This is a genomic window from Promicromonospora sp. NFX87, assembly GCF_048564965.1.
Classification (GTDB): Bacteria; Actinomycetota; Actinomycetes; order Actinomycetales; family Cellulomonadaceae; genus Promicromonospora.
In genome coordinates this window covers 3,522,998-3,547,347 of the sequence record NZ_CP183413.1, presented here as the reverse complement: position 1 = coordinate 3,547,347, position 24,350 = coordinate 3,522,998, and the positions used below count along the sequence as shown (strand labels likewise).

The 24,350-nt window shown below is 66.9% G+C and carries 16 protein-coding genes, 3 rRNA genes and 1 pseudogene; 15 read left to right on the top strand and 5 right to left on the bottom strand.

Features of this window, described 5'->3' with window-relative positions; all coding sequences use genetic code 11:
- Nucleotides 1-84 precede the first annotated feature (84 nt).
- The gene (locus ACNYC2_RS15980; protein WP_419702738.1) at nucleotides 85-1,062 is read right to left on the bottom strand and encodes an ATP-grasp domain-containing protein; all 978 of its coding nucleotides are present in this window, start codon (nucleotides 1,060-1,062) and stop codon (nucleotides 85-87) included.
- A gap of 43 nt (nucleotides 1,063-1,105) precedes the next feature.
- Nucleotides 1,106-2,395 carry an MFS transporter gene (locus ACNYC2_RS15975; protein WP_419702737.1) on the bottom strand — a complete coding sequence of 430 codons (1,290 nt, stop codon included), beginning with the start codon at nucleotides 2,393-2,395 and terminating at the stop codon, nucleotides 1,106-1,108.
- 112 nt (nucleotides 2,396-2,507) lie between these two features.
- On the opposite strand from ACNYC2_RS15975, the gene ACNYC2_RS15970 reads away from it, so the two are divergent.
- The 3 genes from ACNYC2_RS15970 (at nucleotide 2,508) to tyrS (ending at nucleotide 5,136) form a co-directional block, all read left to right on the top strand.
- A complete protein-coding gene (locus ACNYC2_RS15970) occupies nucleotides 2,508-3,209 on the top strand; it encodes a helix-turn-helix transcriptional regulator (RefSeq protein ID WP_419702736.1) in 702 nt (233 codons plus the stop codon).
- 142 nt (nucleotides 3,210-3,351) lie between these two features.
- Nucleotides 3,352-3,753: a VOC family protein gene (locus ACNYC2_RS15965; RefSeq protein ID WP_419702735.1), complete on the top strand. Its 402-nt coding sequence runs from the start codon at nucleotides 3,352-3,354 to the stop codon at nucleotides 3,751-3,753.
- Nucleotides 3,754-3,876: 123 nt separating this feature from the next.
- Complete coding sequence (gene tyrS / locus ACNYC2_RS15960) at nucleotides 3,877-5,136, top strand: tyrosine--tRNA ligase (RefSeq protein ID WP_419702734.1); 1,260 nt, start codon at nucleotides 3,877-3,879, stop codon at nucleotides 5,134-5,136.
- A gap of 138 nt (nucleotides 5,137-5,274) precedes the next feature.
- Here tyrS and ACNYC2_RS15955 read toward each other — a convergent pair whose 3' ends face one another.
- From ACNYC2_RS15955 to ACNYC2_RS15945, 3 genes are all read right to left on the bottom strand, one after another.
- Nucleotides 5,275-5,904, bottom strand: coding sequence for a hypothetical protein (locus tag ACNYC2_RS15955; protein WP_419702733.1), 630 nt, complete (start codon nucleotides 5,902-5,904; stop codon nucleotides 5,275-5,277).
- 87 nt (nucleotides 5,905-5,991) lie between these two features.
- Nucleotides 5,992-6,615 (bottom strand): hypothetical protein, encoded by a 624-nt coding sequence (locus ACNYC2_RS15950; protein WP_419702732.1) that lies wholly within the window; start codon nucleotides 6,613-6,615, stop codon nucleotides 5,992-5,994.
- Nucleotides 6,616-6,660: 45 nt separating this feature from the next.
- On the bottom strand, nucleotides 6,661-6,951 hold the full coding sequence (locus ACNYC2_RS15945; protein ID WP_419702731.1) for a hypothetical protein: 291 nt from the start codon (nucleotides 6,949-6,951) through the stop codon (nucleotides 6,661-6,663).
- A gap of 268 nt (nucleotides 6,952-7,219) precedes the next feature.
- On the opposite strand from ACNYC2_RS15945, the gene ACNYC2_RS15940 reads away from it, so the two are divergent.
- The 12 genes and pseudogenes from ACNYC2_RS15940 (at nucleotide 7,220) to ACNYC2_RS15885 (ending at nucleotide 24,327) form a co-directional block, all read left to right on the top strand.
- Nucleotides 7,220-7,483 carry a hypothetical protein gene (locus tag ACNYC2_RS15940; RefSeq protein WP_419702730.1) on the top strand — a complete coding sequence of 88 codons (264 nt, stop codon included), beginning with the start codon at nucleotides 7,220-7,222 and terminating at the stop codon, nucleotides 7,481-7,483.
- Nucleotides 7,484-7,509: 26 nt separating this feature from the next.
- Nucleotides 7,510-9,333 carry a glutamine--fructose-6-phosphate transaminase (isomerizing) gene (gene glmS, locus ACNYC2_RS15935; protein ID WP_419702729.1) on the top strand — a complete coding sequence of 608 codons (1,824 nt, stop codon included), beginning with the start codon at nucleotides 7,510-7,512 and terminating at the stop codon, nucleotides 9,331-9,333.
- Nucleotides 9,334-10,092: 759 nt separating this feature from the next.
- Nucleotides 10,093-11,614, top strand: a 16S ribosomal RNA gene (locus ACNYC2_RS15930).
- A 543-nt stretch (nucleotides 11,615-12,157) separates the two neighbouring features.
- Nucleotides 12,158-15,277: ribosomal RNA gene (locus tag ACNYC2_RS15925) — 23S ribosomal RNA — on the top strand.
- Between the two features lie 151 nt (nucleotides 15,278-15,428).
- Nucleotides 15,429-15,545, top strand: a 5S ribosomal RNA gene (gene rrf / locus ACNYC2_RS15920).
- The 16S, 23S and 5S rRNA genes sit together here, the layout of an rRNA operon.
- A gap of 171 nt (nucleotides 15,546-15,716) precedes the next feature.
- A complete protein-coding gene (locus ACNYC2_RS15915; RefSeq protein WP_419702728.1) occupies nucleotides 15,717-16,517 on the top strand; it encodes an IclR family transcriptional regulator in 801 nt (266 codons plus the stop codon).
- A gap of 133 nt (nucleotides 16,518-16,650) precedes the next feature.
- Complete coding sequence (gene aceB, locus ACNYC2_RS15910; protein WP_419707842.1) at nucleotides 16,651-18,216, top strand: malate synthase A; 1,566 nt, start codon at nucleotides 16,651-16,653, stop codon at nucleotides 18,214-18,216.
- Nucleotides 18,217-18,336: 120 nt separating this feature from the next.
- A complete protein-coding gene (locus tag ACNYC2_RS15905) occupies nucleotides 18,337-19,794 on the top strand; it encodes an FAD-linked oxidase C-terminal domain-containing protein (RefSeq protein WP_419702727.1) in 1,458 nt (485 codons plus the stop codon).
- A pseudogene (locus ACNYC2_RS15900) lies at nucleotides 19,794-20,120 on the top strand (FAD-binding protein); the annotation flags it as partial. The gene ACNYC2_RS15905 and the pseudogene ACNYC2_RS15900, both read left to right, overlap by 1 nt.
- A 52-nt stretch (nucleotides 20,121-20,172) precedes the next feature.
- Nucleotides 20,173-21,015: an FAD-binding oxidoreductase gene (locus ACNYC2_RS15895; protein ID WP_419707927.1), complete on the top strand. Its 843-nt coding sequence runs from the start codon at nucleotides 20,173-20,175 to the stop codon at nucleotides 21,013-21,015.
- Entirely contained in the window at nucleotides 21,015-22,352 is a 1,338-nt protein-coding gene (gene glcF / locus ACNYC2_RS15890; RefSeq protein ID WP_419707841.1) for a glycolate oxidase subunit GlcF, read from the top strand. The genes ACNYC2_RS15895 and glcF overlap by 1 nt, the downstream gene beginning before the upstream one ends.
- Nucleotides 22,353-22,509: 157 nt before the next feature.
- Nucleotides 22,510-24,327, top strand: a complete 1,818-nt coding sequence (locus ACNYC2_RS15885) for an L-lactate permease (RefSeq protein WP_419702726.1) — start codon at nucleotides 22,510-22,512, stop codon at nucleotides 24,325-24,327.
- The last annotated feature ends 23 nt before the right edge of the window (nucleotides 24,328-24,350 follow it).

The window sequence follows — 24,350 nt, the reverse complement described above, 5'->3', positions numbered from 1 at the left end:
AACGACCGATCTCGAGGCAAGGGACCGAAGTCGATCAGGTCGGTCGATCGTCGGACCGAACTCACACCGCATCGGCGACCGTGGTCAGGTCGGGTACGTCTCCTTCAGCACCCGGGCCAGGTGCCGCACGATCTCGCGCGGCCCCGACCTCGCGGTGCTCCGCTCGACGTCGCTGTTGTAGTTCGTGTTGGTGTTCACGTCGTACGTCAGCACGCGGCCGTCGGCGGTCCGGATGTTCTCGATCCCCGCCACCTCGATCCCGTGCTTCCGCGTGAACTCGAGGTACTTGGCGACCACCGGGTCGTCGTAGCCCTCACGCTCGGAGAACAGGCCCCAGTCCTCGTCGGGCGCCATGGAGATGGTCGCGCCCACCGGCGGGATCGGCCGGCCCGTCTCCGGGTCGATCGCGCACGCGTCGGCGGGGCAGAGCTGGAACCCGCCGCGTTCCGTGTCGCCGCGCACGGCGTAGACCATCTCGCCGCCGACGATCTCGACACGGGTGATACCGCCGTCGGCCGCGACCACGTACTCCTGGATCAGCGTGATGCCGTCCACGGGCTCCTCGTACTCGTCGGAGCCCACGTAGTCGGCGAGGTCGTCGAACGACTCGAACTTGCGCACGCCGAGACCCTTGCCGCCCTGGTTGTGCTTGGTGACGAACGGGGTGGGGAACCCCTGCGCGGCCTTCAGCACCTGCTCGCGCCCGACGGCGGCCACGGTGCGCGGCGTGTCGATCCCGGCGGCGCGCAGCGCGGTGAGCTGGTCCACCTTGCTGACCTCGAGCTCCAGCACGCGGCGGCCGTTGACGGTGCGCCGCCCGGAGGCCTCCAGCCAGGACAGCACCGCGCGCGAGTAGTCCTTGGTGAGCCCGTGGTCGCGCGTGTGGCTGCTCGCCGAGATGCGGGACCAGAAGACGCCCTCGGGCGGTGCCTCGTCGAGGTCGAGCACGCCGTCCGTCAGCACCCACTCGACGTACTCGACGCCCTCGGCGGCGAAGGCCTCCGCGAACGGGGGAAACCACTCGGGGTTCTCGTGCAGGGCATAGATCTTGGGGGTGCTCACAGGAACCTTCCGAACGCTCAGCTTTGTCTGCGGGACAAGACAGTCAGTGGGACACGTCAATCCTGTCACGCGAGCCGGGGTCGCCCTCCGTGGGCTCCGGCGCCACGTCGACCTGCGCCAGTGAGCGCCGAGCGGCCGGCACGGCGAGGATGCCGCCCAGCACGGCCACCAGCAGGGCGCCGGCCAGGATCAGGAGCGACTCGACGGAGTACCGGTCGGCCAGCGGGCCGAACACGACCATGGACAGCGGCATCGCGACGGTCATCACGATCCCGACGAAGCCGAAGACCCGGCCCTGCATCTCCGGCTCCACACGCTCCTGGAGGATCGTGAACGCCGGCGTGTTGAGGGTCGCGAAGGTGATGCCGATCAGCAGGCCGAACCCGAAGAACACCCACATGTTGGTCGAGAAGCCAAGGCCCGCGACGAGCACGCCGGTGGTCACCACGGAACCCACCATGAGCCGCACCCGGCGCTTGATCCGCGGGCCGACGGTGGCCATGATGATGCCGCCCAGCAGCATGCCGCCGCCCCAGAACAGCTCGTTGGCGGTCAGCTTCCACACCTCGTCGCCGAACGTGCGGGTGACCATCAGCGGCGTCAGGTAGCTCGGTGCGCCGACCAGGAACATCACCAGGGCGAACAGCGAGACCAGCCACTTCACGGGGCCGTTCGACCCGATGTACCGCACACCGGCGACGAGGTCGCCGAAGTAGCTGACCGGTCCGCTCTCGGCGTCGGCCCGCACCAGACGGGGCACGGTGACCAGGGCGAGCATCCCGACACCGATGAGCGCCGTCGCCGCGTCCACGAAGAACACCGTGACGATGTCGAAGGACGCATAGACCACGGCCGCCAGGGCGGGGGCGAGCAGCATCATTCCCGACTGGATCGACTGGAAGATGCCGTTGACGCGCATCAGCTGATCGGCCGGCGCGATCTGCGGGATCATCGCGCTCACCGCGGGCGTCTGGATGCCCGCGAAAGTCGACCGGACGGCCAGCGCGACGTAGATGACCCACAGGTCGTCGACACCGCTGACCATCAGCAGGGCCAGTCCGAGCGTGACCACGGCGATGGTCGTGTCGGCGCCCATGATCAGGAGCTTGCGGGAGTGCCGGTCGGCCCACACGCCGCCGAAGATCGACATGACCGCCTGCGGCAGCATGCCGAAGACGATGCTCATCATGAGCACAGCGCCGGACTGGGTCTCGATGGTCAGGTGCCACATGACGGCGAACATGACCAGCATGGACCCGAGCAGCGAGATCGTCTGTCCGGTCAGGAACAACGCTACGTTCCGCTTCCAGCCGGGCATGTCGTGGTCGGTCATGATTCCAGCCTGCCTGACCGGGAGGCTGAGCGCTGAGGCTTTTTCGTTTCCATGGAACGTCCGACGACGACGCGCACCAGAACTCATCGCACGGGCCGCATAGGCTCGCCGGGTGAACAGGACCGACCGCATGTACGCGATCGTCGAGGAGCTGCGAGCCGTCTCCCCGCGTCCGCGGAGCGCGTCGTGGTTGGCCGACCGGTTCGAGGTCAGCCGACGGACCATCGAGCGCGACATCAGCGCACTGCAGCAGACGGGTGTGCCCGTATGGGCCGAGCCCGGCCGCACCGGGGGCTACTGCCTGGACCGCGCCAGAACGCTGCCGCCGGTGAACTTCAGCCCCGACGAGGCGGTCGCTGTCGCCGTCGCGCTGGGCGGTATGGCCGGGACACCGTTCGCGACCGCGGGATCGACGGCCCTGCGCAAGATTCTCGCGGCCATGCGGGACGACGACGCGACTGCCGCCCACGACCTCGCAGGCCGTGTGCACCTGCTCGGGGTGCCACCGGAGGTGCCCCCGGTTCCCGCGGTCCTCGCCCACGCGATCTCCGCGCGCAGGGTCCTGCGTCTGCGGTACACGGACCGTGCGGGTACCGGGACCACGCGTGACGTCGAGCCGCTCGGTTATGTCGGGTCGTCCACCGGGTGGTACCTGCTGGCCTGGTGCCGGCTGCGCGACGGGATCCGCGCTTTCCGCCTCGACCGCATCGACGGTGTCACGGCAACCAGCGAGCGTGCGCCCCGAAGGGTCGTTCAGCCGGAAGATGTCCAGGTCCCGGAGGGGGACCTGCGCACCCTGACACTCCTGGGCTGACTCCGGCTGACTCCGGCTGACTCCGGCTCACGCCGCGAGGAGAAGATCGTCGGGAAACACCGACAGAGGGGTGTCGCTGAGCGGGGAGACGCTGGTCGTGAGCCGCGGGGAGTCCGTGGCCACGACCAGGAGGTCCACCACCATGAACCACACGACCCTCGCGTCTGTGCGCCTCATCACCGACGACGTCGACCGGCTGACGGCCTTCTACGAGCACCTCACCGGTGTCACGGCGGACCGGCCGTCCCCCGAGTTCGCCGAGCTGCGCACGGACAAGGGCACCCTCGCCATCGGCAGCACCCGCACGGTCCAGCTCTTCGGTCCGGGCTCCGCAGGACCTGCGGACAACCGCACGGCCATCGTGGAGTTCCTCGTCGACGACGTGGACGCGCTGTTCACCAGGGTCGGCGACACGGTCGAGACCGTGACCGCACCGACAACGATGCCGTGGGGCAACCGGTCGCTGCTCGTGCGAGACCCGGACGGCACTCTGGTGAACTGCTTCACGCCCGTGAGCCCGGAGGCGCAAGCCAGATTCGCGTAGGTGCCGGGCGGAATGAAGGCGAGCCCCGCACCGCCGTCGGGCAGACTAGGACCTGCGAACCCACGAAGGGCACGCCGTGCGGCCCGCCCGGGCCGCACCCACGCGAAACAAGGAGCAACCACGGTGACCGACATCCTCGACGAGCTGCAATGGCGAGGCCTGGTGGCACAGTCCACCGACGAGGCCGCGCTGCGTTCTGCACTGTCGGAGGGCACCGTCGACTATTACGTGGGCTTCGACCCCACCGCGCCGTCCCTGCACATCGGCAACCTGGTCCAGATCCTGACCGCACGCCGCCTGCAGGACGCCGGGCACCGGCCCACCGCCCTGGTCGGCGGCGCGACCGGGCTCATCGGCGACCCCAAGATGGCCGGCGAGCGCACGCTCAACGACCCGGAGGTCGTCGCGGGCTGGGTCGACCGCATCCGCGGCCAGATCGAGCCGCTGCTCGTCTGGGACGGACCCAACGCCGCCACGATGGTGAACAACCTGGACTGGACGTCAGGACTGTCGGCGATCGCGTTCCTGCGCGACATCGGCAAGCACTTCCGGATGAGCACCATGCTCGCCAAGGACACGGTCGCGCGGCGGCTCAGCTCGGACGAGGGCATCAGCTTCACCGAGTTCAGCTACCAGGTGCTGCAGGGGATGGACTTCCTCGAGCTGTACCGGCGCCGCGGGGTGACCCTGCAGACGGGCGGCAGCGACCAGTGGGGCAACCTGCTCGCCGGCGTCGAGCTGGTCCGCAAGGCCGAGGGGGTGAGCGCCCACGCGCTCACCACGCCTCTCATCACCAAGGCCGACGGCACCAAGTTCGGCAAGACCGAGGGCGGCGCCGTCTGGCTCGACCCGGACATGACGAGCCCCTACGCCTTCTACCAGTTCTGGCTCAACCAGGCGGACGCCGACGTCGTGAACTACCTCAAGGTGTTCACCTTCCGCAGCCGGGAGGAGATCGCGGAGCTGGAGCGCGAGGTCGCCGAGCGGCCCTTCGCCCGCGAGGCCCAGAAGGCGCTCGCGGGCGACGTCACCACGCTGGTGCACGGCGCGGCCGCGACCGAGGCGGTCATCACGGCGAGCCAGGCGCTGTTCGGCCGCGGCGAGCTGGACGGTCTGGACGAGCGAACTCTCGCCGGTGCTGTGAGCGAGCTGCCGCGGGTGACCGCCAAGGCGGGCGACCTCGTCGTGGACCTGCTGGCGGGTTCGGGGATCGTCGCCTCCAAGGGCGAAGCACGCCGCGCGGTCAAGGAGGGTGGCGCCTACGTGAACAACGTCAAGGTCACCGCCGAGGACCAGGCCCTGACGACCGAGGACCTGCTGCACGGCAGGTTCGCCGTCCTGCGGCGCGGGAAGAAGACGCTGGCGGTCGCTGCGTCGGAGTAAACCCGATCGCAGGTGGTACGAGGGCGGGTCGAGCTCGATGGAGTTCGACCCGCCCTTTCGCGCTGTCCGCCGGTGCCTTGGCGCGTCCGTTTCAGAGCGCCGCCGGGCGCGCCACGCTGGCCTGGTGTCTCGGCGGCGTCAAGGAATCTCCTCGCCAGTTTGAACATCGTCCGCGAGGGCTTCCAGGACGTCCCAGACCTGTTCCTGGAACGCCCAGAACTCACGTTCCTGGCCGCTCACCTCCAGAACGATCGTCCGTGAGTCTGTGAGCGGGAGACCGAACCCGCGGCACAGGGCAGCCATCGCCCCTAGGAGCGACCACCCGGCATCGAGCAGGGACCGCGCGGTGCACCGATGGACCTCCGTGACGAACGCACCGACGAAGTCATTGACGGTCTCCCAGGTGCGCGGGGTGGTCGTCGTGGTGGCGAAGCATGAGCCAGCTACCCAGCCCTCGCCGGTCTGGGCGATGCGGACGACGCCTGGCTCTTCGTACGAGCCCGGGCTGTGCTCGAAGTCGTGGTCTGGCTCGGCGCCGTCGCCCGCCCATGCAATCAGCTCCCGGGCAAGGGTGGCGACTTCGAACCGCGGCTCCTCGAAGAGGACGACGCCGTTGTCGCACAGTTCGAGATCGGCCTCGACGTAGAGCAGAAGTTCGGCTTCCGTGATGCGGCGTCCGGTCGCATGGAAGGTCCGCAGGTTCGTGAGGTCGGGCGCGCCGACTCGGAACCACGGATCAGAGCGCCAGAGCTCGACAGACTCAGTCATGTGCGATTCACGGGCTGAGAATAGCGAGGCTGCGGGACGTTGAGGCGTCGGCGGCTTCGGTGTACACCAAGGCACCGCTTGCGACGGCTACGTGCCGGTCGGGAAGAGCTGGAGCTCGCTGACGGGGACGGCCACCTTGGCACCCACTACACGGTCGGGCGCACGGCCGGTCATGCCCAGAAGAACGAGCCCCACGCCCGAGCGCAAGGTCATGACACCGTCGGGCCCGACCGCCTCGACGACACCCCATAGCCGCTGCTCATCCGCGCCTGGACGGTGGGCGGCGGGGCTATCTTCGACGGTGACTTCGTCCCAGGACACGTCGTCAGGAACCTCCAGCTCAACGTCGACCACGTCCCCGACCGCTGGAAGGGCGGCCATCCAAGCACCTCGGAGCAGGCCGTCGGGCGTCTCGACGATAACCGGCACGGGCCGCCCTTCCCCGACCGCCTTGACCACTACGGAGCGCCGGGCTGGTCCTGGCCCTTTGAGACTGGTCCACCAGGTGATGTCCACGTTGCGATGTTCCAGGTCCTGCGCTGTGCCGAGTGCGTGGCGGACGAACTCAGCTGGCAGCCGGACGTCGTGCTCGGCGACGTAGTGGGCGAGACCCTCAGGCCAGAGATAGGTGCCATCGGTCTGCTCGCGGTGCCCGACGAGCTCACCACAGAACCGGCAGGACGACATACCGCGATAGACGCGTGCGACCATGCCGCCCTCTAGGTACTGCTGAACCCGCCGACGGTCGTACCTGCCCTAGGACGGATCCACGAAGTCGTGCGGGTCAGGAAGCTCCGGTGCGCCCGGGCCGCGCCAGTAGCCGATCAGGATCAAGGGCTCGGGCCGCGCGGCGTCGTCGGGCACAGGGGACTCCTTGCGGAGATAGACCCACTCCTCACCGGGAAGCAGGTCCCGTGTTCCGGGCGGTGTGACACAGGCCGGTGTCAGTTCGACGACGACGTCGGGCGCCATGTCGGCGAGGAGGTACGTCTCCACGAGGGAGCACGACTCGACCTCGTCCTCGGTGGGTGTGTGGTCGAAGATCATTCGGCCACGGATCGCCGCGTCCGAGATGGCGACCGCTACGCCGCGGACATGCGGCGACAGTTCGTCCCACAGTGCCCGCTGAAGCGACAGGAGCGCTCTGACTTGGAAGGGTAAGGGGCTCATCGGTGCTCGCTGCTCAGCCGACGGCTGACCTGGTGTCTCCACGGCTGAACCGTAACGGGGCCAGAGCTATTCTCGTTCGCGCAAGTCTTGCCCGATATCGGGCAAGAAGTTGCTCAACTGGATCCGGATCGGCGAGTCTCACGGCATGAGGACGTCATCCGACCTCGTCGCCCACGTGGCGGCGTCCACAGGACTCACGCCCGCCGAGGCGGCACGGGTCATCGGCGACGTCGTGGCGTACTACGCCACCCCGGTCGAGGAGATCGTCCGGCGGCGGCACGCCGAGCTCAAGATCCATGGGGCCAAGAACCCCGAGATCTTCGCGCGCATCGCCGCCGAGCTGGAGCACCGGGTCGTCGCGGCGCCCCGGCTCAGCGAGCGGCAGCTGCGCCGGATGATCTACGGCTGAAGATCTACGGCTGAAGGAGAACAGACATGTGCGGAATCGTCGGGTACGTAGGGGGCCAGAACGCTGCCCCGCTGCTCGTGGAGGCGCTCGGCCGGCTGGAGCACCGGGGGTACGACTCGGCGGGCGTCGCCGTCGTCGGCTCGCAGCTGCGGGTGACCAAGCGCGCGGGTCGGGTGCGTGACCTCGCCGAGGTGCTGCCCAAGCGGATGCCCGGGCGGGTGGGCATCGGCCACACCCGCTGGGCCACGCACGGCCCCGCGACGGACGCCAACGCCCACCCGCACACGGACGCGAGCGGCACGGTGGCAGTGGTGCACAACGGCATCATCGACAACGCCGCGGCGCTGCGCGCACGGCTCACCGACGACGGCGTGGCGCTCGTGAGCGACACCGACACCGAGGTGTTCGCTCATCTCGTCGCCCGGTCGGACGCCGACACGCTCGAGGGCAAGGTCGTGGACGCCCTGGACGCCGTCGAAGGCACGTACGGGCTGGCCGTCGTGCATGCCGACTTCCCGGACCGCGTGGTGGTGGCCCGCAACGGCAGCCCGCTGCTGGTCGGGGTGGGGGACAAGGAGATGTTCATCGCCTCCGACCTCGCGGCGCTGGTGCGGCACACCACCACGGTGGCGCACCTGACCGACGGCGAGCTGGCGACCGTGACGGCGTCGGGCTTCACGACGTTCCGCCGCGACCTGACGCGGACGCAGACCACGGCGCGCGAGGTCGACGTCGACCCCAGTGCCTACGAGCACGGGCAGATCGACGGACGCCCGCGCATGTACACGGAGATGCTCGAGCAGCCGGCCAGCGTGGAGCGCGCGCTGCGCGGGCGCCTGGACGAGCGGTTCGCAACGGCCCACCTGGGCGGGCTCGACATGGACGCCCGCGAGCTGCGCGCCGTACGACGCGTCAAGATCCTGGGCTGCGGATCGGCGTACTACGTCGGGCAGATGGGCGCGTCCCTCATCGAGGAGCTCGCCCGTGTTCCCGCCGACGCCGAGGCCGCGAGCGAGTTCCGCTACCGCAGCCCGGTGATCGAACCGGACACGCTCTACGTGGCCGTGAGCCAGTCGGGCGAGACCATCGACACCCTGCTGGCGGTGGAGGAGATCCGCCGCAAGGGTGGCCGGGTCATCGGCCTGGTCAACGTCGTGGGCTCCGCGATCGCCCGGGCCTGCGACGGAGGGATCTACCTGCACGCCGGACCGGAGATCGCCGTCGCCTCCACCAAGGCGCTCACCACGATGTTCGTGGGCTTCGCGCTGCTGGCGCTCCAGCTCGGCCGCGTCCGCGACCTGTCCGTCGCCGACGGACGCCGGCTCGTGGCGGGCTTGCAGAACCTGCCGGCACAGATCGAGCAGGTGCTCGACGGTGAGGCTCGTATCGCTGAGGCGGCCAAGACGCTCGCCGCCGCCGAGAGCCTGTTCTTCGTCGGTCGGGTCCGTGGATACCCGGTGGCGCGTGAGGGTGCGCAGAAGTTCAAGGAGATCAGCTACCGGCACGCCGAGGCGTACCAGATGTCGGAGCTCAAGCACGGGCCGCTCGCCCTCATCTCGCCCGAGGTACCGACGGTCGCCATCGTGCCCGACGACGAGCTGACCGACCGTAACGTCGCGGCCCTGCACGAGATCTCCGCCCGTGGCGGGCGGCTGGTGGTCGTCACGCACCCGGGCGTGGACCTGGGGGAGCTGCGTGCGGAGCGGATAGACGTGCCCCGCAGCGAACGGGAGCTCGACCCGCTGCTGCTGACCGTGCCGCTGCAGCTGCTGGCGTACCACGCGGCCCTGACCCTCGGGCACGACGTCGACAAGCCGCGGAACCTGGCCAAGTCGGTGACCGTGGAGTGACGGCGACGGCGGCGGACCCCCGTCGGGTCCGCCGCCGATCCGCCATTTCTGGCGCTTCGCGGCCCGGATCGCACCCCGATTTTGCGCGGGTGCCGATCGCTGTGTACTGTTCCGGTTGTTCGCCCGACAGGGAGACACGGACAGGAAGCGCGAGAGCGCAACTGGCCGGTCCCGGGGTGGAAACCAACCCAGATCTCGTAGTAGCCTTGTGCGCTCCGGAACTGGGTGGGGGCTTGTCAGATCGCCTCCCCAGACCACGGATCCTGAAGAGGGTCCTTGCGCCGGGGAACGTGGTAGGGTAAGTTACACAGGTTGCCTCCGAACGACGATCAAGCGGCTAGCGCCGCGATCGACCAGGAGGCCCCCAACCTTCGCAAGTCGTCAGAGATTCATTCTTCTGGTGATAGCGTAAATGGGAATCGGAAATGCTTCGGATGATCGAAGAATTCTCCCCGGCTGAGAGGCCAGAGAGGATTTGGAAAAGTCCGAAAGAGCCTGGTAAGTTACAGGCACTGCCCCGGACAGGGAAGCGATCGGAAAGATTGCGGTCCTGACGGTGTGCGTCGGTTGTTTGAGAACTCAACAGTGTGCTTGATAGTCAATGCCAATGTTTTAACCCCTTGCGGGTGTGGCATCGTCTGACCGTCCGGTTAGTCGGGTCGCATCATGTGGGGGTTGTTTTGGACAGATCTTAATCATCAGATTGGTCTGGCCGGTATCATTGTTCACGCTCACTTCGGTGGGTGTGGATGTTTCTCTTTTACGGAGAGTTTGATCCTGGCTCAGGACGAACGCTGGTGGCGTGCTTAACACATGCAAGTCGAACGGTGAAGCCCAGCTTGCTGGGTGGATCAGTGGCGAACGGGTGAGTAACACGTGAGCAACCTGCCCCCTACTTCGGGATAAGCCTTGGAAACGAGGTCTAATACCGGATATGAGCACCGACCGCATGGTGGGTGTTGGAAAGTTTTTCGGTGGGGGATGGGCTCGCGGCCTATCAGCTTGTTGGTGGGGTAATGGCCTACCAAGGCGTCGACGGGTAGCCGGCCTGAGAGGGCGACCGGCCACACTGGGACTGAGACACGGCCCAGACTCCTACGGGAGGCAGCAGTGGGGAATATTGCACAATGGGCGAAAGCCTGATGCAGCGACGCCACGTGAGGGATGACGGCCTTCGGGTTGTAAACCTCTTTCAGCAGGGAAGAAGCGAAAGTGACGGTACCTGCAGAAGAAGCGCCGGCTAACTACGTGCCAGCAGCCGCGGTAATACGTAGGGCGCAAGCGTTGTCCGGAATTATTGGGCGTAAAGAGCTCGTAGGCGGTCTGTCGCGTCTGGTGTGAAATCCCATGGCTCAACTGTGGGCTTGCATCGGGTACGGGCAGACTAGAGTGCTGTAGGGGAGACTGGAATTCCTGGTGTAGCGGTGGAATGCGCAGATATCAGGAGGAACACCGATGGCGAAGGCAGGTCTCTGGGCAGTTACTGACGCTGAGGAGCGAAAGCATGGGGAGCGAACAGGATTAGATACCCTGGTAGTCCATGCCGTAAACGTTGGGCACTAGGTGTGGGGCGGGTTCCACTCGTTCTGTGCCGCAGCTAACGCATTAAGTGCCCCGCCTGGGGAGTACGGCCGCAAGGCTAAAACTCAAAGGAATTGACGGGGGCCCGCACAAGCGGCGGAGCATGCGGATTAATTCGATGCAACGCGAAGAACCTTACCAAGGCTTGACATGTACGAGAACGCGTCAGAGATGACGAACTCTTTGGACACTCGTACACAGGTGGTGCATGGTTGTCGTCAGCTCGTGTCGTGAGATGTTGGGTTAAGTCCCGCAACGAGCGCAACCCTTATCCTATGTTGCCAGCGGGTCATGCCGGGGACTCATGGGAGACTGCCGGGGTCAACTCGGAGGAAGGTGGGGATGACGTCAAATCATCATGCCCCTTATGTCTTGGGCTTCACGCATGCTACAATGGCCGGTACAGAGGGCTGCGATACCGTGAGGTGGAGCGAATCCCAAAAAGCCGGTCTCAGTTCGGATCGGGGTCTGCAACTCGACCCCGTGAAGTCGGAGTCGCTAGTAATCGCAGATCAGCAACGCTGCGGTGAATACGTTCCCGGGCCTTGTACACACCGCCCGTCAAGTCACGAAAGTTGGTAACACCCGAAGCTCACGGCCCAACCCGCAAGGGAGGGAGTGGTCGAAGGTGGGACTGGCGATTGGGACTAAGTCGTAACAAGGTAGCCGTACCGGAAGGTGCGGCTGGATCACCTCCTTTCTAAGGAGCTCATCTCCACCAGGCCCCACATAGTGGGGGTCGCCGACCGGCTCTTCGGGTTGGTGCTGGTGGCAGAGGCCAGGCCCAGGCCGTACGCGTCTGGGTTGGTTGCTCATGGGTGGAACATTGACGAAGAGTCGCCCTGTCCGGGCTGACTGCTAGTACGCCAGGTGGTGTCTCCCTCGGGAGGTACGCACGGGTTGGAACGTGGTCTTCTGGGTGGTGGGGGTTCGCCAAGCACACTGTTGGGTCCTGAGACAACCGGCCGGCCTTGTCCCTCATGAAGTGTTGTGAGTGGGCAAGCAAGGTTGTGTGTTTCTGGATCGAGTACGGGTCACCTGGTTCGTGTCATACCCGCCGGCTTGCCGGTTGTGGTGGTGCGGGTTTGCCTGGTGGGTTCGTCCGTTGCTTGAGAACTGCATAGTGGACGCGAGCATCTTTGAAATTTTCCAAGATTGCGATCGCGAAACTGTTGGGCCATAGGCTTTCGGGTTTGTGGTTCCTTGTTTTGTGGTCATCTTGGTTTCTGTGATTGTAGTGTTGCCTGAAGTTTTTAAGGGCACATTGGTGGATGCCTTGGCACTAGGAGCCGAAGAAGGACGTTGTAGCCTGCGATAATCCTCGGGGAGTTGGCAGACGAGCTGTGATCCGAGGGTCTCCGAATGGGGGAACCCAGCCGAAGTCATGTTCGGTTACCCGCGCCTGAATGTATAGGGCGTGTGGAGGGAACGTCGGGAAGTGAAACATCTCAGTACCGACAGGAAGAGATATTCCGTGAGTAGTGGCGAGCGAAAGCGGATGAGGCCAAACCGTATGCGTGTCAAGCTGTCAGGCGTTGCGTGTGCGGGGTTGTGGGACCTTCTGGAAGAATCTGACAGTTCTTCAGCCAGTAAGAAAGTCGTGTCATAGTCGAACCGGGTTGAATACCGGACCGTAGTGGGTGGGAGTCCCGTAGACGAAATGGTGCGGCCTGGTTGAGGGGATCCCAAGTAGCACGGGGCCCGTGAAATCTCGTGTGAATCTGGCAAGACCACTTGCTAAGCCTAAATACTACCTAGTGACCGATAGCGGACAAGTACCGTGAGGGAAAGGTGAAAAGTACCCCGGGAGGGGAGTGAAATAGTACCTGAAACCGTGTGCCTACAATCCGTCGGAGCCTCCTTGGTAGGGGTGACGGCGTGCCTTTTGAAGAATGAGCCTGCGAGTTAGTGCTCGGTGGCGAGGTTAACCCGTGTGGGGTATCCGTAGCGAAAGCGAGTCCGAATAGGGCGATTCAGTCGCCGGGTCTAGACCCGAAGCGAAGTGATCTAGCCATGGGCAGGTTGAAGCGCCGGTAAGACGGCGTGGAGGACCGAACCCACCAGGGTTGAAAACCTGGGGGATGACCTGTGGTTAGGGGTGAAAGGCCAATCAAACTTCGTGATAGCTGGTTCTCCCCGAAATGCATTTAGGTGCAGCGTCGCGTGTTTCTTACCGGAGGTAGAGCTACTGGATGGCTAATGGGCCTCACCAGGTTACTGACGTCAGCCAAACTCCGAATGCCGGTAAGTCGTAAGCGCGGCAGTGAGACTGCGGGGGATAAGCTCCGTGGTCGAGAGGGAAACAGCCCAGATCATCGGCTAAGGTCCCAAAGCGTGTGCTCAGTGGGAAAGGATGTGGAGTTGCACAGACAACCAGGAGGTTGGCTTAGAAGCAGCCACCCTTGAAAGAGTGCGTAATAGCTCACTGGTCAAGTGATTCCGCGCCGACAATGTAGCGGGGCTCAAGCACACCACCGAAGCCGTGGCACTCACACGTTAGCCCAGCACCAGACTTGTTCTGTGTGTTCAGGTGTGTGGGTGGGTAGGGGAGCGTCGTGTGGGCAGTGAAGTCGCGGAGTGATCCAGCGGTGGAGCCTACACGAGTGAGAATGCAGGCATGAGTAGCGAATGACGGGTGTGAATCCCGTCCGCCGAATGACCAAGGGTTCCAGGGCCAGGTTCATCCGCCCTGGGTAAGTCGGGACCTAAGGCGAGGCCGACAGGCGTAGTCGATGGACAAGGAGTTGATATTCTCCTACCGGCGAAGTACCGCCCATACCGAGCCCGGTGATACTAACCACCCCGGACCTACACCGACACCTTCGGGTGTCATCGTGGGCGAGGCGTGGGACCTGATCCGGTAGTAGGTAAGCGTGTTAACAGGGGTGACGCAGGAAGGTAGCCAGGCGTGGCGATGGTTGTCCATGTCCAAGGTCGTAGCCCGTCCCATAGGCAAATCCGTGGGGCATATAGGGTGAGAGCTGATAGAGACCGTGTATGCGGGAATCTGGTGATCCTATGCTGCCTAGAAAAGCCTCGACGCGAGGGACTAGCCGCCCGTACCCTAAACCGACTCAGGTGGTCAGGTAGAGAATACTAAGGCGATCGAGAGAATCGTGGTTAAGGAACTCGGCAAAATGCCCCCGTAACTTCGGGAGAAGGGGGGCCTGAACCGTTAACCCACTTGCTGGGGGACGCGGGGAGGGCCGCAGAGACCAGGGAGAAGCGACTGTTTACTAAAAACACAGGTCCGTGCGAAGTCGCAAGACGATGTATACGGACTGACGCCTGCCCGGTGCTGGAAGGTTAAGAGGACGAGTCAGCCTTTGGGCGAAGCTCAGAATTTAAGCCCCAGTAAACGGCGGTGGTAACTATAACCATCCTAAGGTAGCGAAATTCCTTGTCGGGTAAGTTCCGACCTGCACGAATGGCGTAACGACTTCTCCGCTGTCTCAACCGCGAACTCGGCGAAATTGCACTACGAGTAAAGATGCTCGTTACGCGCAGCAGGACGGAAAGACCCCGGGACCTTTACTATAGCTTGGTATTGGTGTTCGGTGCGGTTTGTGTAGGATAGGTGGGAGACTGTGAAGCCAGGGCGCCAGCTCGGGTGGAGTCATTGTTGAAATACCACTCTGATCGCTTCGGATGTCTAACCTCGGTCCGTAATCCGGATCAGGGACAGTGCCTGGTGGGTAGTTTAACTGGGGCGGTTGCCTCCTAAAATGTAACGGAGGCGCTCAAAGGTTCCCTCAGCCTGGTTGGCAATCAGGTATCGAGTGCAAGTGCACAAGGGAGCTTGACTGTGAGACCGACAGGTCGAGCAGGGACGAAAGTCGGAACTAGTGATCCGGCGGTGGCTTGTGGAAGCGCCGTCGCTCAACGGATAAAAGGTACCCCGGGGATAACAGGCTGATCTTGCCCAAGAGTCCATATCGACGGCATGGTTTGGCACCTCGATGTCGGCTCGTCGCATCCTGGGGCTGGAGTAGGTCCCAAGGGTTGGGCTGTTCGCCCATTAAAGCGGTACGCGAGCTGGGTTTAGAACGTCGTGAGACAGTTCGGTCCCTATCCGCTGCGCGCGCAGGAAACTTGAGAAGGGCTGTCCCTAGTACGAGAGGACCGGGACGGACGAACCTCTGGTGTGCCAGTTGTTCCGCCAGGAGCATGGCTGGTTGGCTACGTTCGGAAGGGATAACCGCTGAAAGCATCTAAGCGGGAAGCCTGCTTCGAGATGAGGTTTCCATACACCCTTGTGGTGTGAGAGGCACCCAGCAGACCACTGGGTTGATAGGCCGGATGTGGAAGACAGGACTAAAGACTGTCGGAGCTGACCGGTACTAACTGCCGATAACTTCACAACACATCATTACTGTTAATAATGCTCAAGGTTTTGTTTCGCGTCCACTATGCGGTTCCCGAGTCACGGGCACCAAACCCCCTGTCACCCGACCGCCCTCTTTATGTGGGTTGGTCAGGGGTGGCGGAGACGGGTTTTGCCTTCTCGATAGTGTTACGGTGGTCTTAGCGTGGGGGAAACGCCCGGTCCCATTCCGAACCCGGAAGCTTAGCCCTACAGCGCCGATGGTACTGCCCTGGAGACGGGGTGGGAGAGTAGGACGCCGCCGGACAACCATTCCCAGCAAGGGGGTGGAGCCAGCATGACCCGTGAGGGTTGTGCGGGGCTCCACCCCCTTCCTGCATTCCCAGAACACTCCCCACACCCACAACGACGCACACCCACAACGACGCACACCCACAACGACTTCAGCCGGCGTACGGCTGACCCCTCGTTCCGCGCTATGGAATGCTGCTTCCGTGAGCCGGTAGCTCCGGCGTTCCGATCGGAGGGTGACGTGGCAGAGTCTGGCGTGCAGTCGGTAGAGCGAGCGCTCGACCTGCTCGAGATTCTGGCGGAGGTCGGCGGTGATGCCGGCCTGAGCGAGCTCTCGGAACAGTCGGGGCTGCCCCTGCCGACCATCCACCGGTTGATGCGCACCCTCGTGGCCCGCGGTTATGCTCGGCGGCTTCCCTCACGGCGCTATGCGCTCGGAGCGCGCATGATTCGCCTCGGCGAGTCGGCCGGCCGTCAGCTCGGGGCGGGCGCGCGGCGTCATCTGGCACGAGTCGCTCGGGAGCTCGGTGAGACGGCAAACCTCGCCATGCTCGACGGCGAGATGGCCGTGTACGTCGCCCAGGCGGCGTCGTCGCACTCCATGCGGATGTTCACCGAGGTGGGGCGGCGTGTGCACCTGCACAGCACCGGCGTCGGCAAGGCGCTGCTGGGCGAGCTGCCCGATGCGGCAGTGCGCGACATCGTGGCGCGCGCGGGTCTTGCCCCGGCCACTGACCGGACCCTCACCGACATCGACGCGCTCCTGGCCGCGACGGCGGAGGCGCGCGAGCGTGGCTACGCCGTCGACGACGGTGAGCAGGAGATCGGCGTCCGCTGCTTCGCCGTCGTCGTCCCTGGGGCGCCCGTGCCTACTGCACTGTCGGTGTCCGGCCCTGCTGCTCGGGTGTCTTTCGAGTTCGGCGACCGGGCGGTGCCGGTGCTGCACGAGGTCGCGCGCGACATCGGGGCGGAACTCGCCGGCGACTGAGCACGCGTTGACCCCTCGCCGTCGGGCACCTAGGGTTTTCACTAGGAAGTATTTGGTTTCCGCATCGTGGAACTTGCGAGGCGACATCAACCACTCGACCGAGGGAAGACACGTGGACACTCCAGACGGCCTCATGATCACCGGCGACATCGCACCCCGCGCGGAGGAGGTGCTCACACCCCGCGCGCTGGAGCTGATCGCCGTCCTGCACCGGGCGCTGGACGACCGGCGGCTCGAGCTGCTCGAAGCCCGGGCGAGGCGGGTCGCGGACCTTGCGGCGGGCGGCACGCTGGACTTTCTCCCGGAGACGCGGCACATCCGCGAGGACCCGACCTGGCGCGTCGCCCCGCCGGCGCCCGGGATCGAGGACCGCAGGTGTGAGATCACCGGCCCCACGGACCGCAAGATGACCATCAACGCGCTGAACTCCGGCGCGAAGGCGTGGCTCGCGGACCACGAGGACGCCAACACCCCGCAGTGGAGCGCGGTGGTCGGCGGGCAGCTGAACCTGCTCGACGCCATCAACCGCACCATCGACTTCACCGGCGAGAACGGCAAGCAGTACGCGCTGAAGCCGGACGACGAGCTGGCCACGATCATCGTGCGCCCGCGCGGCTGGCACCTGCCGGAGAAGCACATCCTCGTCGACGGCCGGCCCGTCTCGGGCAGCCTGGTGGACTTCGCGCTGTACCTCGCGACCGCCGGCCTGCGGCAGATCGAGAAGGGCCAGGGCCCGTACTTCTACCTGCCCAAGATGGAGTCGCACCTGGAGGCGCGGCTCTGGAACGACGCGTTCGTGCTGGCCCAGGACTTCCTCGGGATCCCGCAGGGCACGATCCGCGCTACGGTGCTCATCGAGACGTATCCCGCAGCCTTCGAGATGGAGGAGATCCTCTACGAGCTCCGGGAGCACAGCTCCGGCCTGAACGCCGGCCGCTGGGACTTCATGTTCTCGGTCATCAAGTCGTTCCGGACCCGCGGCACGGAGTTCATGCTGCCCGACCGCAACGCCGTCACCATGACCGTGCCGTTCATGCGGGCCTACACCGAGCTGCTCGTCAAGACCTGCCATACGCGCGGCGCGCACGCGATCGGCGGCATGGCCGCGTTCATCCCGAGCCGCGACGAGGCGGTCAACGAGGCCGCGTTCGCCAAGGTTCGCGACGACAAGACCCGTGAGGCGAACGACGGGTTCGACGGGTCCTGGGTGGCGCACCCCGGCATGGTGGAGCTCTGCAAGGAGGTCTTCACCTCGGTGCTGGGCGACAGGCCGAACCAGATCGACCGCACCCGCGAGGAGGTCCAGGTCACCGCGGCGCAGCTGCTCGACGTCGCGAGCACCCCGGGGGACATCACCGAGGCCGGTCTGCGGAGCAACATCTCGGTGGGGATCCAGTACCTCAAGGCATGGCTCGGCGGGCTCGGCGCCGTCGCGATCTTCAACCTCATGGAGGACGCCGCCACGGCGGAGATCTCCAGGTCGCAGGTGTGGCAGTGGCTGCACAACGACGTGACGCTCGCCGACACCGGTCACCAGGTCACGCGCGAGCTGATCGACCAGATCGTCGAGGAAGAGATCGCCAAGCTGCCCGGCGACGCGGCAGACTACGAGGAGGCGAAGCAGACGTTCCTCGAGGTGGCGGTGGCGGACGACTACGCGGACTTCCTGACTCTCCCGGCATACGCCCGAATGCCCTGACCGACCCGTTGAGTGCTGGCTATTCGTCCTCCGGACCGCCTCCGGAGGGCAGATAGCCAGCACTCAACGGAGCAGTAGTGGCCGCAACCTTGGAGGTTGTCCTTGTCTGGAGACGTTGTCGTGGGGCTTGAGGTCGTGATCGCCGAGCTTGTCGACGCGCTGGGCGAGGAGCGGGTGATCACGGACCGGCAGCGGCGTCGTACGTACGAGTGCGACGGGCTCGCGGTCTACCGGGTGATCCCGGGCGTGGTCGTCCTGGCCCAGGGGCCGGACGACGTCGCCGCCGCGGTGCGCGCGTGCGCGCGGCACTCGGTGCCGTTCGTCGCGCGAGGCTCGGGTACGGGGCTGTCGGGCGGGGCGCTGCCGCACTCCGAGGGTGTGCTCGTGGTGATGTCGCAGATGCGGACCGTCCGGGAGGTCGACGCCGGCAACCAGCGGGCCGTCGTCGACCCGGGGGTGATCAACCTCCAGCTCACGGCCGCGACCAGTCCGGACGGGTACTACTTCGCGCCCGACCCCTCCAGCCAGTCCATCTGCTCGATCGGCGGGAACATCGCCGAGAACTCGGGCGGCGCGCACTGCCTCAAGTACGGCTTCACCACGAACCACGTCACGGGCCTGGACCTGGTGACGCCCGCCGGGGAACAGGTGGAGATCGGCGGCAAGGCGCCGGACCCGCCCGGGTACGACCTGCTCGGCGCGCTGGTGGGCAGCGAGGGCACGCTCGGCATCGTCACCTCGGCCACCGTGCGCCTGACCCGGCTGCCGCAGGAGGTGCGGACCCTGCTGGCGGCCTTCCGCTCCATGGACGACGCCGGGGCCGCGACCTCGGCGATCATCGCCGCCGGGGTGATCCCCGCCGCCATCGAGATGATGGACGCCCTCGCGATCGAGGCCGCTGAGGCGGCGGTGCACTGCAACTACCCGGCCGGCGCGGGCGCGGTGCTCGTGGTCGAGCTGGACGGGCCGTCGTCCGACGTGGCGGGGGAGTTCGACGACGTGGTGCGCCTGTGCGAGGAAGCGGGGGCGTTCGAGGTGCGGGTCGCGGCCGACGACGACGAGCGGGCCCTGATCTGGAAGGGCCGTAAGTCCGCGTTCGCCGCGGTGGGCCGGATCAGCCCGGACTACATAGTCCAGGACGGCGTGATCCCGCGGACCGCTCTCCCGTTGGTGCTGCGCGAGATCGCGGCTCTCTGCGAGGCGGCCGACGTGCGGGTGGCGAACGTGTTCCACGCGGGCGACGGCAACCTGCACCCCCTCGTGCTGTTCGACGGTTCGGTGGAGGGCGCGGTCGAGCGGGCAGAGGCCGTGGCCGGCGGGATCCTCGACCTGTGCCTGGAGCATGGCGGCTCCATCACCGGCGAGCACGGTGTGGGTGCGGACAAGGCGAGTCACATGCCGCGCATGTTCACAGCCGACGACCTCGACACGATGCAGGCCGTGCGGTGCGCGTTCGACCCGGACAACATCGCCAACCCCGGCAAGGTCTTCCCGACGCCGCGGCTGTGCGGGGACCAGCCCGGCCGGCGGCAGGGTGCGCACCCGCTCGCGGAGTCCGGCGTGGCGGAGGTCTTTTGATGGCGGACCTGCAGCGGCTCGAGGACGCGCTGAAGCAGGACGGTGGCCAGGTCGAGGAGGCGGGTCCGGCGGATGTCGTTGACGGTGTGCCCGCGGTCGCGGTGGCCCGGCCGACGTCGGCCGACGGGGTGGCCGCGGTGCTGCGCGAGGCGACCGCTCAGGGCCTGGTGACGGTCGCTCGCGGGGCAGCGACCGCCCTGGACTGGGGCGCGCCGCCCGAGCGGGTGGACCTGATCCTGGACACCACGGGTCTGGACCGGCTGGTGGAGCACGGCGCGGGCGACCTCGTGGTCGTCGCCGAGGCGGGGCTGCCGGTGGCGGAGCTGTCGGAGACGGTCCTGGCCGCGGCGCCTGCAGCGGGGCGGGATCCGCGACCTGGTGCTCGGGGCCACCGTCGTGCTTGCCGACGGCACCATCGCCTCGTCGGGCGGCAAGGTGGTCAAGAACGTCGCCGGGTACGACCTGGCCAAGCTGCTGACCGGCGCGTACGGCACGCTGGGCGTCGTGGTGCGGGCCGCGTTCCGGCTGCACCCGGCCCGGCCCGACCGGGCGTACGTCGTGGCCGCCGGCTCGCTGGCCGACGTCGCCGCGCGGGCTCGGGAGGTCGTCACCTCGCAGCTCGCTCCGGCCGCGGTGGAGATCGACCGGCCGGCGGGGAGCGACGTCGCCGAGGTGGCGGTGCTGATCGAGGGCACGGGGAGCGCTGTGGGGCAGCGGGCCGCGGCTGTCGCCGAGGTGTTGGGCGGGCGGGTGCAGGTCGAGGCGCCTCGGTGGTGGGCGGCGTTGCCGGGGGTCTCGACAGGCTCGACCAGCGGTGGGAGCTCGACCAGCGGTGGGAGCTCGACCGGCGGCGAGAGCTCGACCGGCACCTATGCCAAGGCGACCGCGACCCTTGTCGGCGTGGCCCGCCTGCTGGCGGCGGCCCGGGACGCCGAGCAGCGGTACGGCATCGGCGTGGCACTGCGGGGGAGCGCCGCCGGGGTGCTGCACGCGATGGTGACGGGGACGCCGGAGGCCACGGCGTCCGCCGTCGGGCACCTGCGGGGTGTCGTGACCGATCCGCGCGACGGGACCGTGACCGTGCTGCGGGCGTCGCCCGAGGTGCGTGCGGAGCTCGACGTGTGGGGGCCGGTGGGCGGGCTCGACCTCATGCGCGCGATCAAGCAGCAGCTCGATCCGGGGCGCAACCTCGCGCCAGGCCGATTCGTGGGAGGTATCTGATGACAGACGCGAAGCCGGACCTGCTCGGCTCGTTGGGCGGGGAGGGGGCCTTCGACGAGCATCATCCGCCGGCTCGTGAGCTGGTGGACGACTGCGTGCACTGCGGGTTCTGCCTGCCGGCCTGTCCGACGTACTCGCTGTGGGGCGAGGAGATGGACTCGCCGCGCGGCCGGATCTACCTGATGAAGGAGGGGCTCGAGGGTGAGCCGATGTCGTCGTCGCTGGTGCAGCACGTCGACGCCTGTCTCGGCTGCATGGCGTGCGTGACCGCCTGCCCGTCGGGCGTGCAGTACGACAAGCTGGTCGAGGCGACCCGGCAGCAGGTCGAGCGCCGCGGTGCCGAGCACCGGTCGCGTGGGCAGCGGCTGCTGCGGTCGGCGATCTTCGCGCTGTTCCCCCGGCCGGAGCGGCTCCGCCTGATTCGGCCGCTCCTCGCGCTCTACCAGCGCTCGGGCCTGTCGCGACTGGTGCGGCCGGTGCTCGCGCGCGTGTCCCCGACGCTGGCGACCATGGAGGCCATCGCGCCGCCCGTCGGTCCGCGGATCCCGGTGCCCGCGCTGGTGCCCGCCGTCGGCGCGAAGCGGATGACCGTCGGGATGCTGCTGGGCTGTGTGCAGCGCGAGTTCTATCCCGGGGTGAACGCCGCGACGGCGCGGGTGCTGGCGGCGGAGGGCTGCGAGGTCGTCGTGCCGCCGGACCAGGGGTGCTGCGGCGCGCTGTCCGTGCACGCCGGCCGTGAGGCGGAGGGGCTCGGCTACGCGCGGGCGCTCATCGACACCTTCTCGGCGGCAGGCGTGGAGCGGATAGTGGCGAACTCCGCGGGGTGCGGCTCCACCATGAAGGACTACGCGCACCTGCTGGCGGACGATCCCGAGTACGCGGAGCGGGCGGCGGAGTTCGCGGCGAGGACCCGCGACATCTCGGAGGTGCTGGCGGAGCTCGAGCCCGTGGCGCCGCGGCATCCGCTGCCGATGACCGTGGCGTACCACGACGCGTGCCACCTGCGGCACGCCCAGGGCGTGAAGGCGCAGCCACGCGCGGTGCTCGCGACGATTCCCGGCCTCGTGGTCAAGGAGATCGCCGAGGGGGACATGTGTTGCGGGTCGGCGGGCATCTACAACCTGACGAATCCGGAGCCCGCGCGGGAGCTGGGGGACCGGAAGGCCGCGAACGTCGCGGCGACCGGTGCGCAGCTCCTGGTCACGTCCAATCCCGGCTGCCTGCTCCAGATCACGGATGCACTGGCCCGCCAGGGGCGTGAGATGCCGACGGCGCATATGGTTCTGGTGCTGGACGCGTCGCTGCGGGGGCTGCCGCCTCAAGCTTTGCGCGAGTGAGTTGCGCGAGTGAGTTGCGCGGGTGATTGCGGGGGTGAAACAGGTACTCCCGCTTGCCCGGGGTAACTGCTACGTTTGTCGGCAAACGGACTGATAGTTCCGGCATGCGAAAGTTCCAGCGAACCCTACCCGGCAGCGCGGCCGGACTGGAGTCACCATGGACAACCTCGGCGTCCTCGCCCTGCTCGCCCTCCTCCCGATCCTCGTCGTAGGAACGCTGCTGCTCGGCTTCCGCTGGCCGGCGCGGACGGCGATGCCCGTCGGCCTCGCGGTGGTGGTGGTCGTCGCCCTGTTCGCGTGGAAGATGTCGCTGGTCGCGGTCAGCGCGTCGATCGTGCAGGGGCTGCTGATCGCCGTCGGGCTGCTCTGGATCATCTTCGGCGCGCTGCTCATGCTCGAGACCCTCATCAAGAGCGGCGCCCTGCAGACGATCCGCGCCGGCTTCACCACGATCAGCCCCGACCGACGGGTCCAGGTGATCATCATCGCCTGGCTGTTCGGGTCGTTCATCGAGGGCGCCGCCGGGTTCGGCACGCCCGCCGCCGTCGTCGCCCCGCTGCTGCTGGCTCTGGGCTTCCCCGCCGCGGCCGCCGTTATGGCCGGGCTCATCATCCAGTCCACCCCGGTGAGCTTCGGCGCCGTCGGCACGCCGATGCTGACCGGGCTCGGGACGGGCCTGGCGGACACCTCCGGCGCGCTGGCGCCCGAGGTGCAGGCGCGGGCCGACGCACTGGGGCTGGACCAGCTCGGCTTCATCGCGCACACCGCCACCCAGGTGGCGACCATCCACGCGATAGTGGGCATCCTGGTGCCGCTCATCCTGGTCACCCTGATGTGCGGGTTCTACGGCGAGAAGCGGTCGTTCCGCTCGGGGCTGGCCGTGGCGCCGTTCGCGGTCTACGCGGCGCTCGCGATGATCGTGCCGTACGTGACCGTGGCGTACGTGCTCGGGCCGGAGTTCCCGTCGATGCTCGGCGGATTCCTCGGGCTGGTGCTCGTGATGTTCACGTCCTCGAAGGGCTTCCTCATGCCCAAGGACGTGTGGGACTTCCCGCCGCGCGAGCGCTGGAGCGACCGCTGGATGGGCACGGTGGACCCCACCAGGGAGGCGGACGCGCTCACCCGCAACATGTCGATGGTCCGGGCCTGGTCGCCGTACGTCATCGTCGCGGCGCTGCTGCTGCTCACCCGGAACGTCCCGGTGATCAAGGACTTCCTCATGGGCCCGGCGGCGCTCGAGGTGGCGAACATCTTCGGCACCGGCATCAGCCAGAACCTGGAGCTCCTGTACTCGCCGGGCGCGATCTTCCTGCTCGCGTGCCTCGTCACCTACGTGCTGCACGGCATGAAGGGCGAGCAGATCAAGGCGTCGTGGAAGGTCGCCGGCGGACAGCTCGGCGGGGCGGCGTTCGCGCTGTTGTGCGCGGTGCCGCTGGTGCGGATCTTCATCAACTCCGGGCCCGACTTCAACGCCGCGGGGCTCGACTCGATGCCGATCACGCTCGCCCAGGCGGCCGCCGACCTCGCCGGTCAGGGCTGGCCCATCGTCTCGCCGTTCATCGGCGCGCTCGGCGCGTTCGTCGCCGGATCGAACACCGTGTCAAACATGATGTTCGCCCTCTTCCAGTTCAACACCGGGATCGGCATCGGTGCGGCGTCGCCCGAGACCGTGGCCGCGCTGCAGGCGGTCGGCGGTGCCGCGGGCAACATGGTGGCGGTGCACAACGTGGTCGCCGCGGCGGCGACGGTCGGCCTGCTCGGGCGCGAGGGCGACCTGATCCGCAAGACGATCCTGCCGATGACGTACTACTGCCTCGCGACAGGTGGCATCGGATACCTGTGGATCTTCGGTTTCGGGTTCAACCTGGGGCTGATGGTCCTGCTCGCGGTGGTCGCGGCTCTGGTCCTGGCGGCGACCTGGATGCTGCGAAAGACCGACGCGTACAACCCGGAGGTGGTCCCGGCGCGGGTGTGACAGCACGTCGGACGACGTCGGCC

What these genes read in the sequence shown, in the direction of transcription:
- ACNYC2_RS15965 (WP_419702735.1), top strand. Translation starts at nt 3,352, where the DNA reads ATGAACCACACGACCCTCGCGTCTGTGCGCCTCATCACCGACGACGTC.
- ACNYC2_RS15940 (WP_419702730.1), top strand. Translation starts at nt 7,220, where the DNA reads ATGAGGACGTCATCCGACCTCGTCGCCCACGTGGCGGCGTCCACAGGA.
- glmS (WP_419702729.1), top strand. Translation starts at nt 7,510, where the DNA reads ATGTGCGGAATCGTCGGGTACGTAGGGGGCCAGAACGCTGCCCCGCTG.
- aceB (WP_419707842.1), top strand. Translation starts at nt 16,651, where the DNA reads ATGATCACCGGCGACATCGCACCCCGCGCGGAGGAGGTGCTCACACCC.
- ACNYC2_RS15955 (WP_419702733.1), bottom strand. Translation starts at nt 5,904, where the DNA reads ATGACTGAGTCTGTCGAGCTCTGGCGCTCTGATCCGTGGTTCCGAGTC.
- ACNYC2_RS15950 (WP_419702732.1), bottom strand. Translation starts at nt 6,615, where the DNA reads ATGGTCGCACGCGTCTATCGCGGTATGTCGTCCTGCCGGTTCTGTGGT.
- glcF (WP_419707841.1), top strand. Translation starts at nt 21,015, where the DNA reads ATGACAGACGCGAAGCCGGACCTGCTCGGCTCGTTGGGCGGGGAGGGG.
- ACNYC2_RS15885 (WP_419702726.1), top strand. Translation starts at nt 22,510, where the DNA reads ATGGACAACCTCGGCGTCCTCGCCCTGCTCGCCCTCCTCCCGATCCTC.
- ACNYC2_RS15945 (WP_419702731.1), bottom strand. Translation starts at nt 6,951, where the DNA reads ATGATCTTCGACCACACACCCACCGAGGACGAGGTCGAGTCGTGCTCC.
- ACNYC2_RS15915 (WP_419702728.1), top strand. Translation starts at nt 15,717, where the DNA reads ATGGAATGCTGCTTCCGTGAGCCGGTAGCTCCGGCGTTCCGATCGGAG.
- ACNYC2_RS15975 (WP_419702737.1), bottom strand. Translation starts at nt 2,395, where the DNA reads ATGACCGACCACGACATGCCCGGCTGGAAGCGGAACGTAGCGTTGTTC.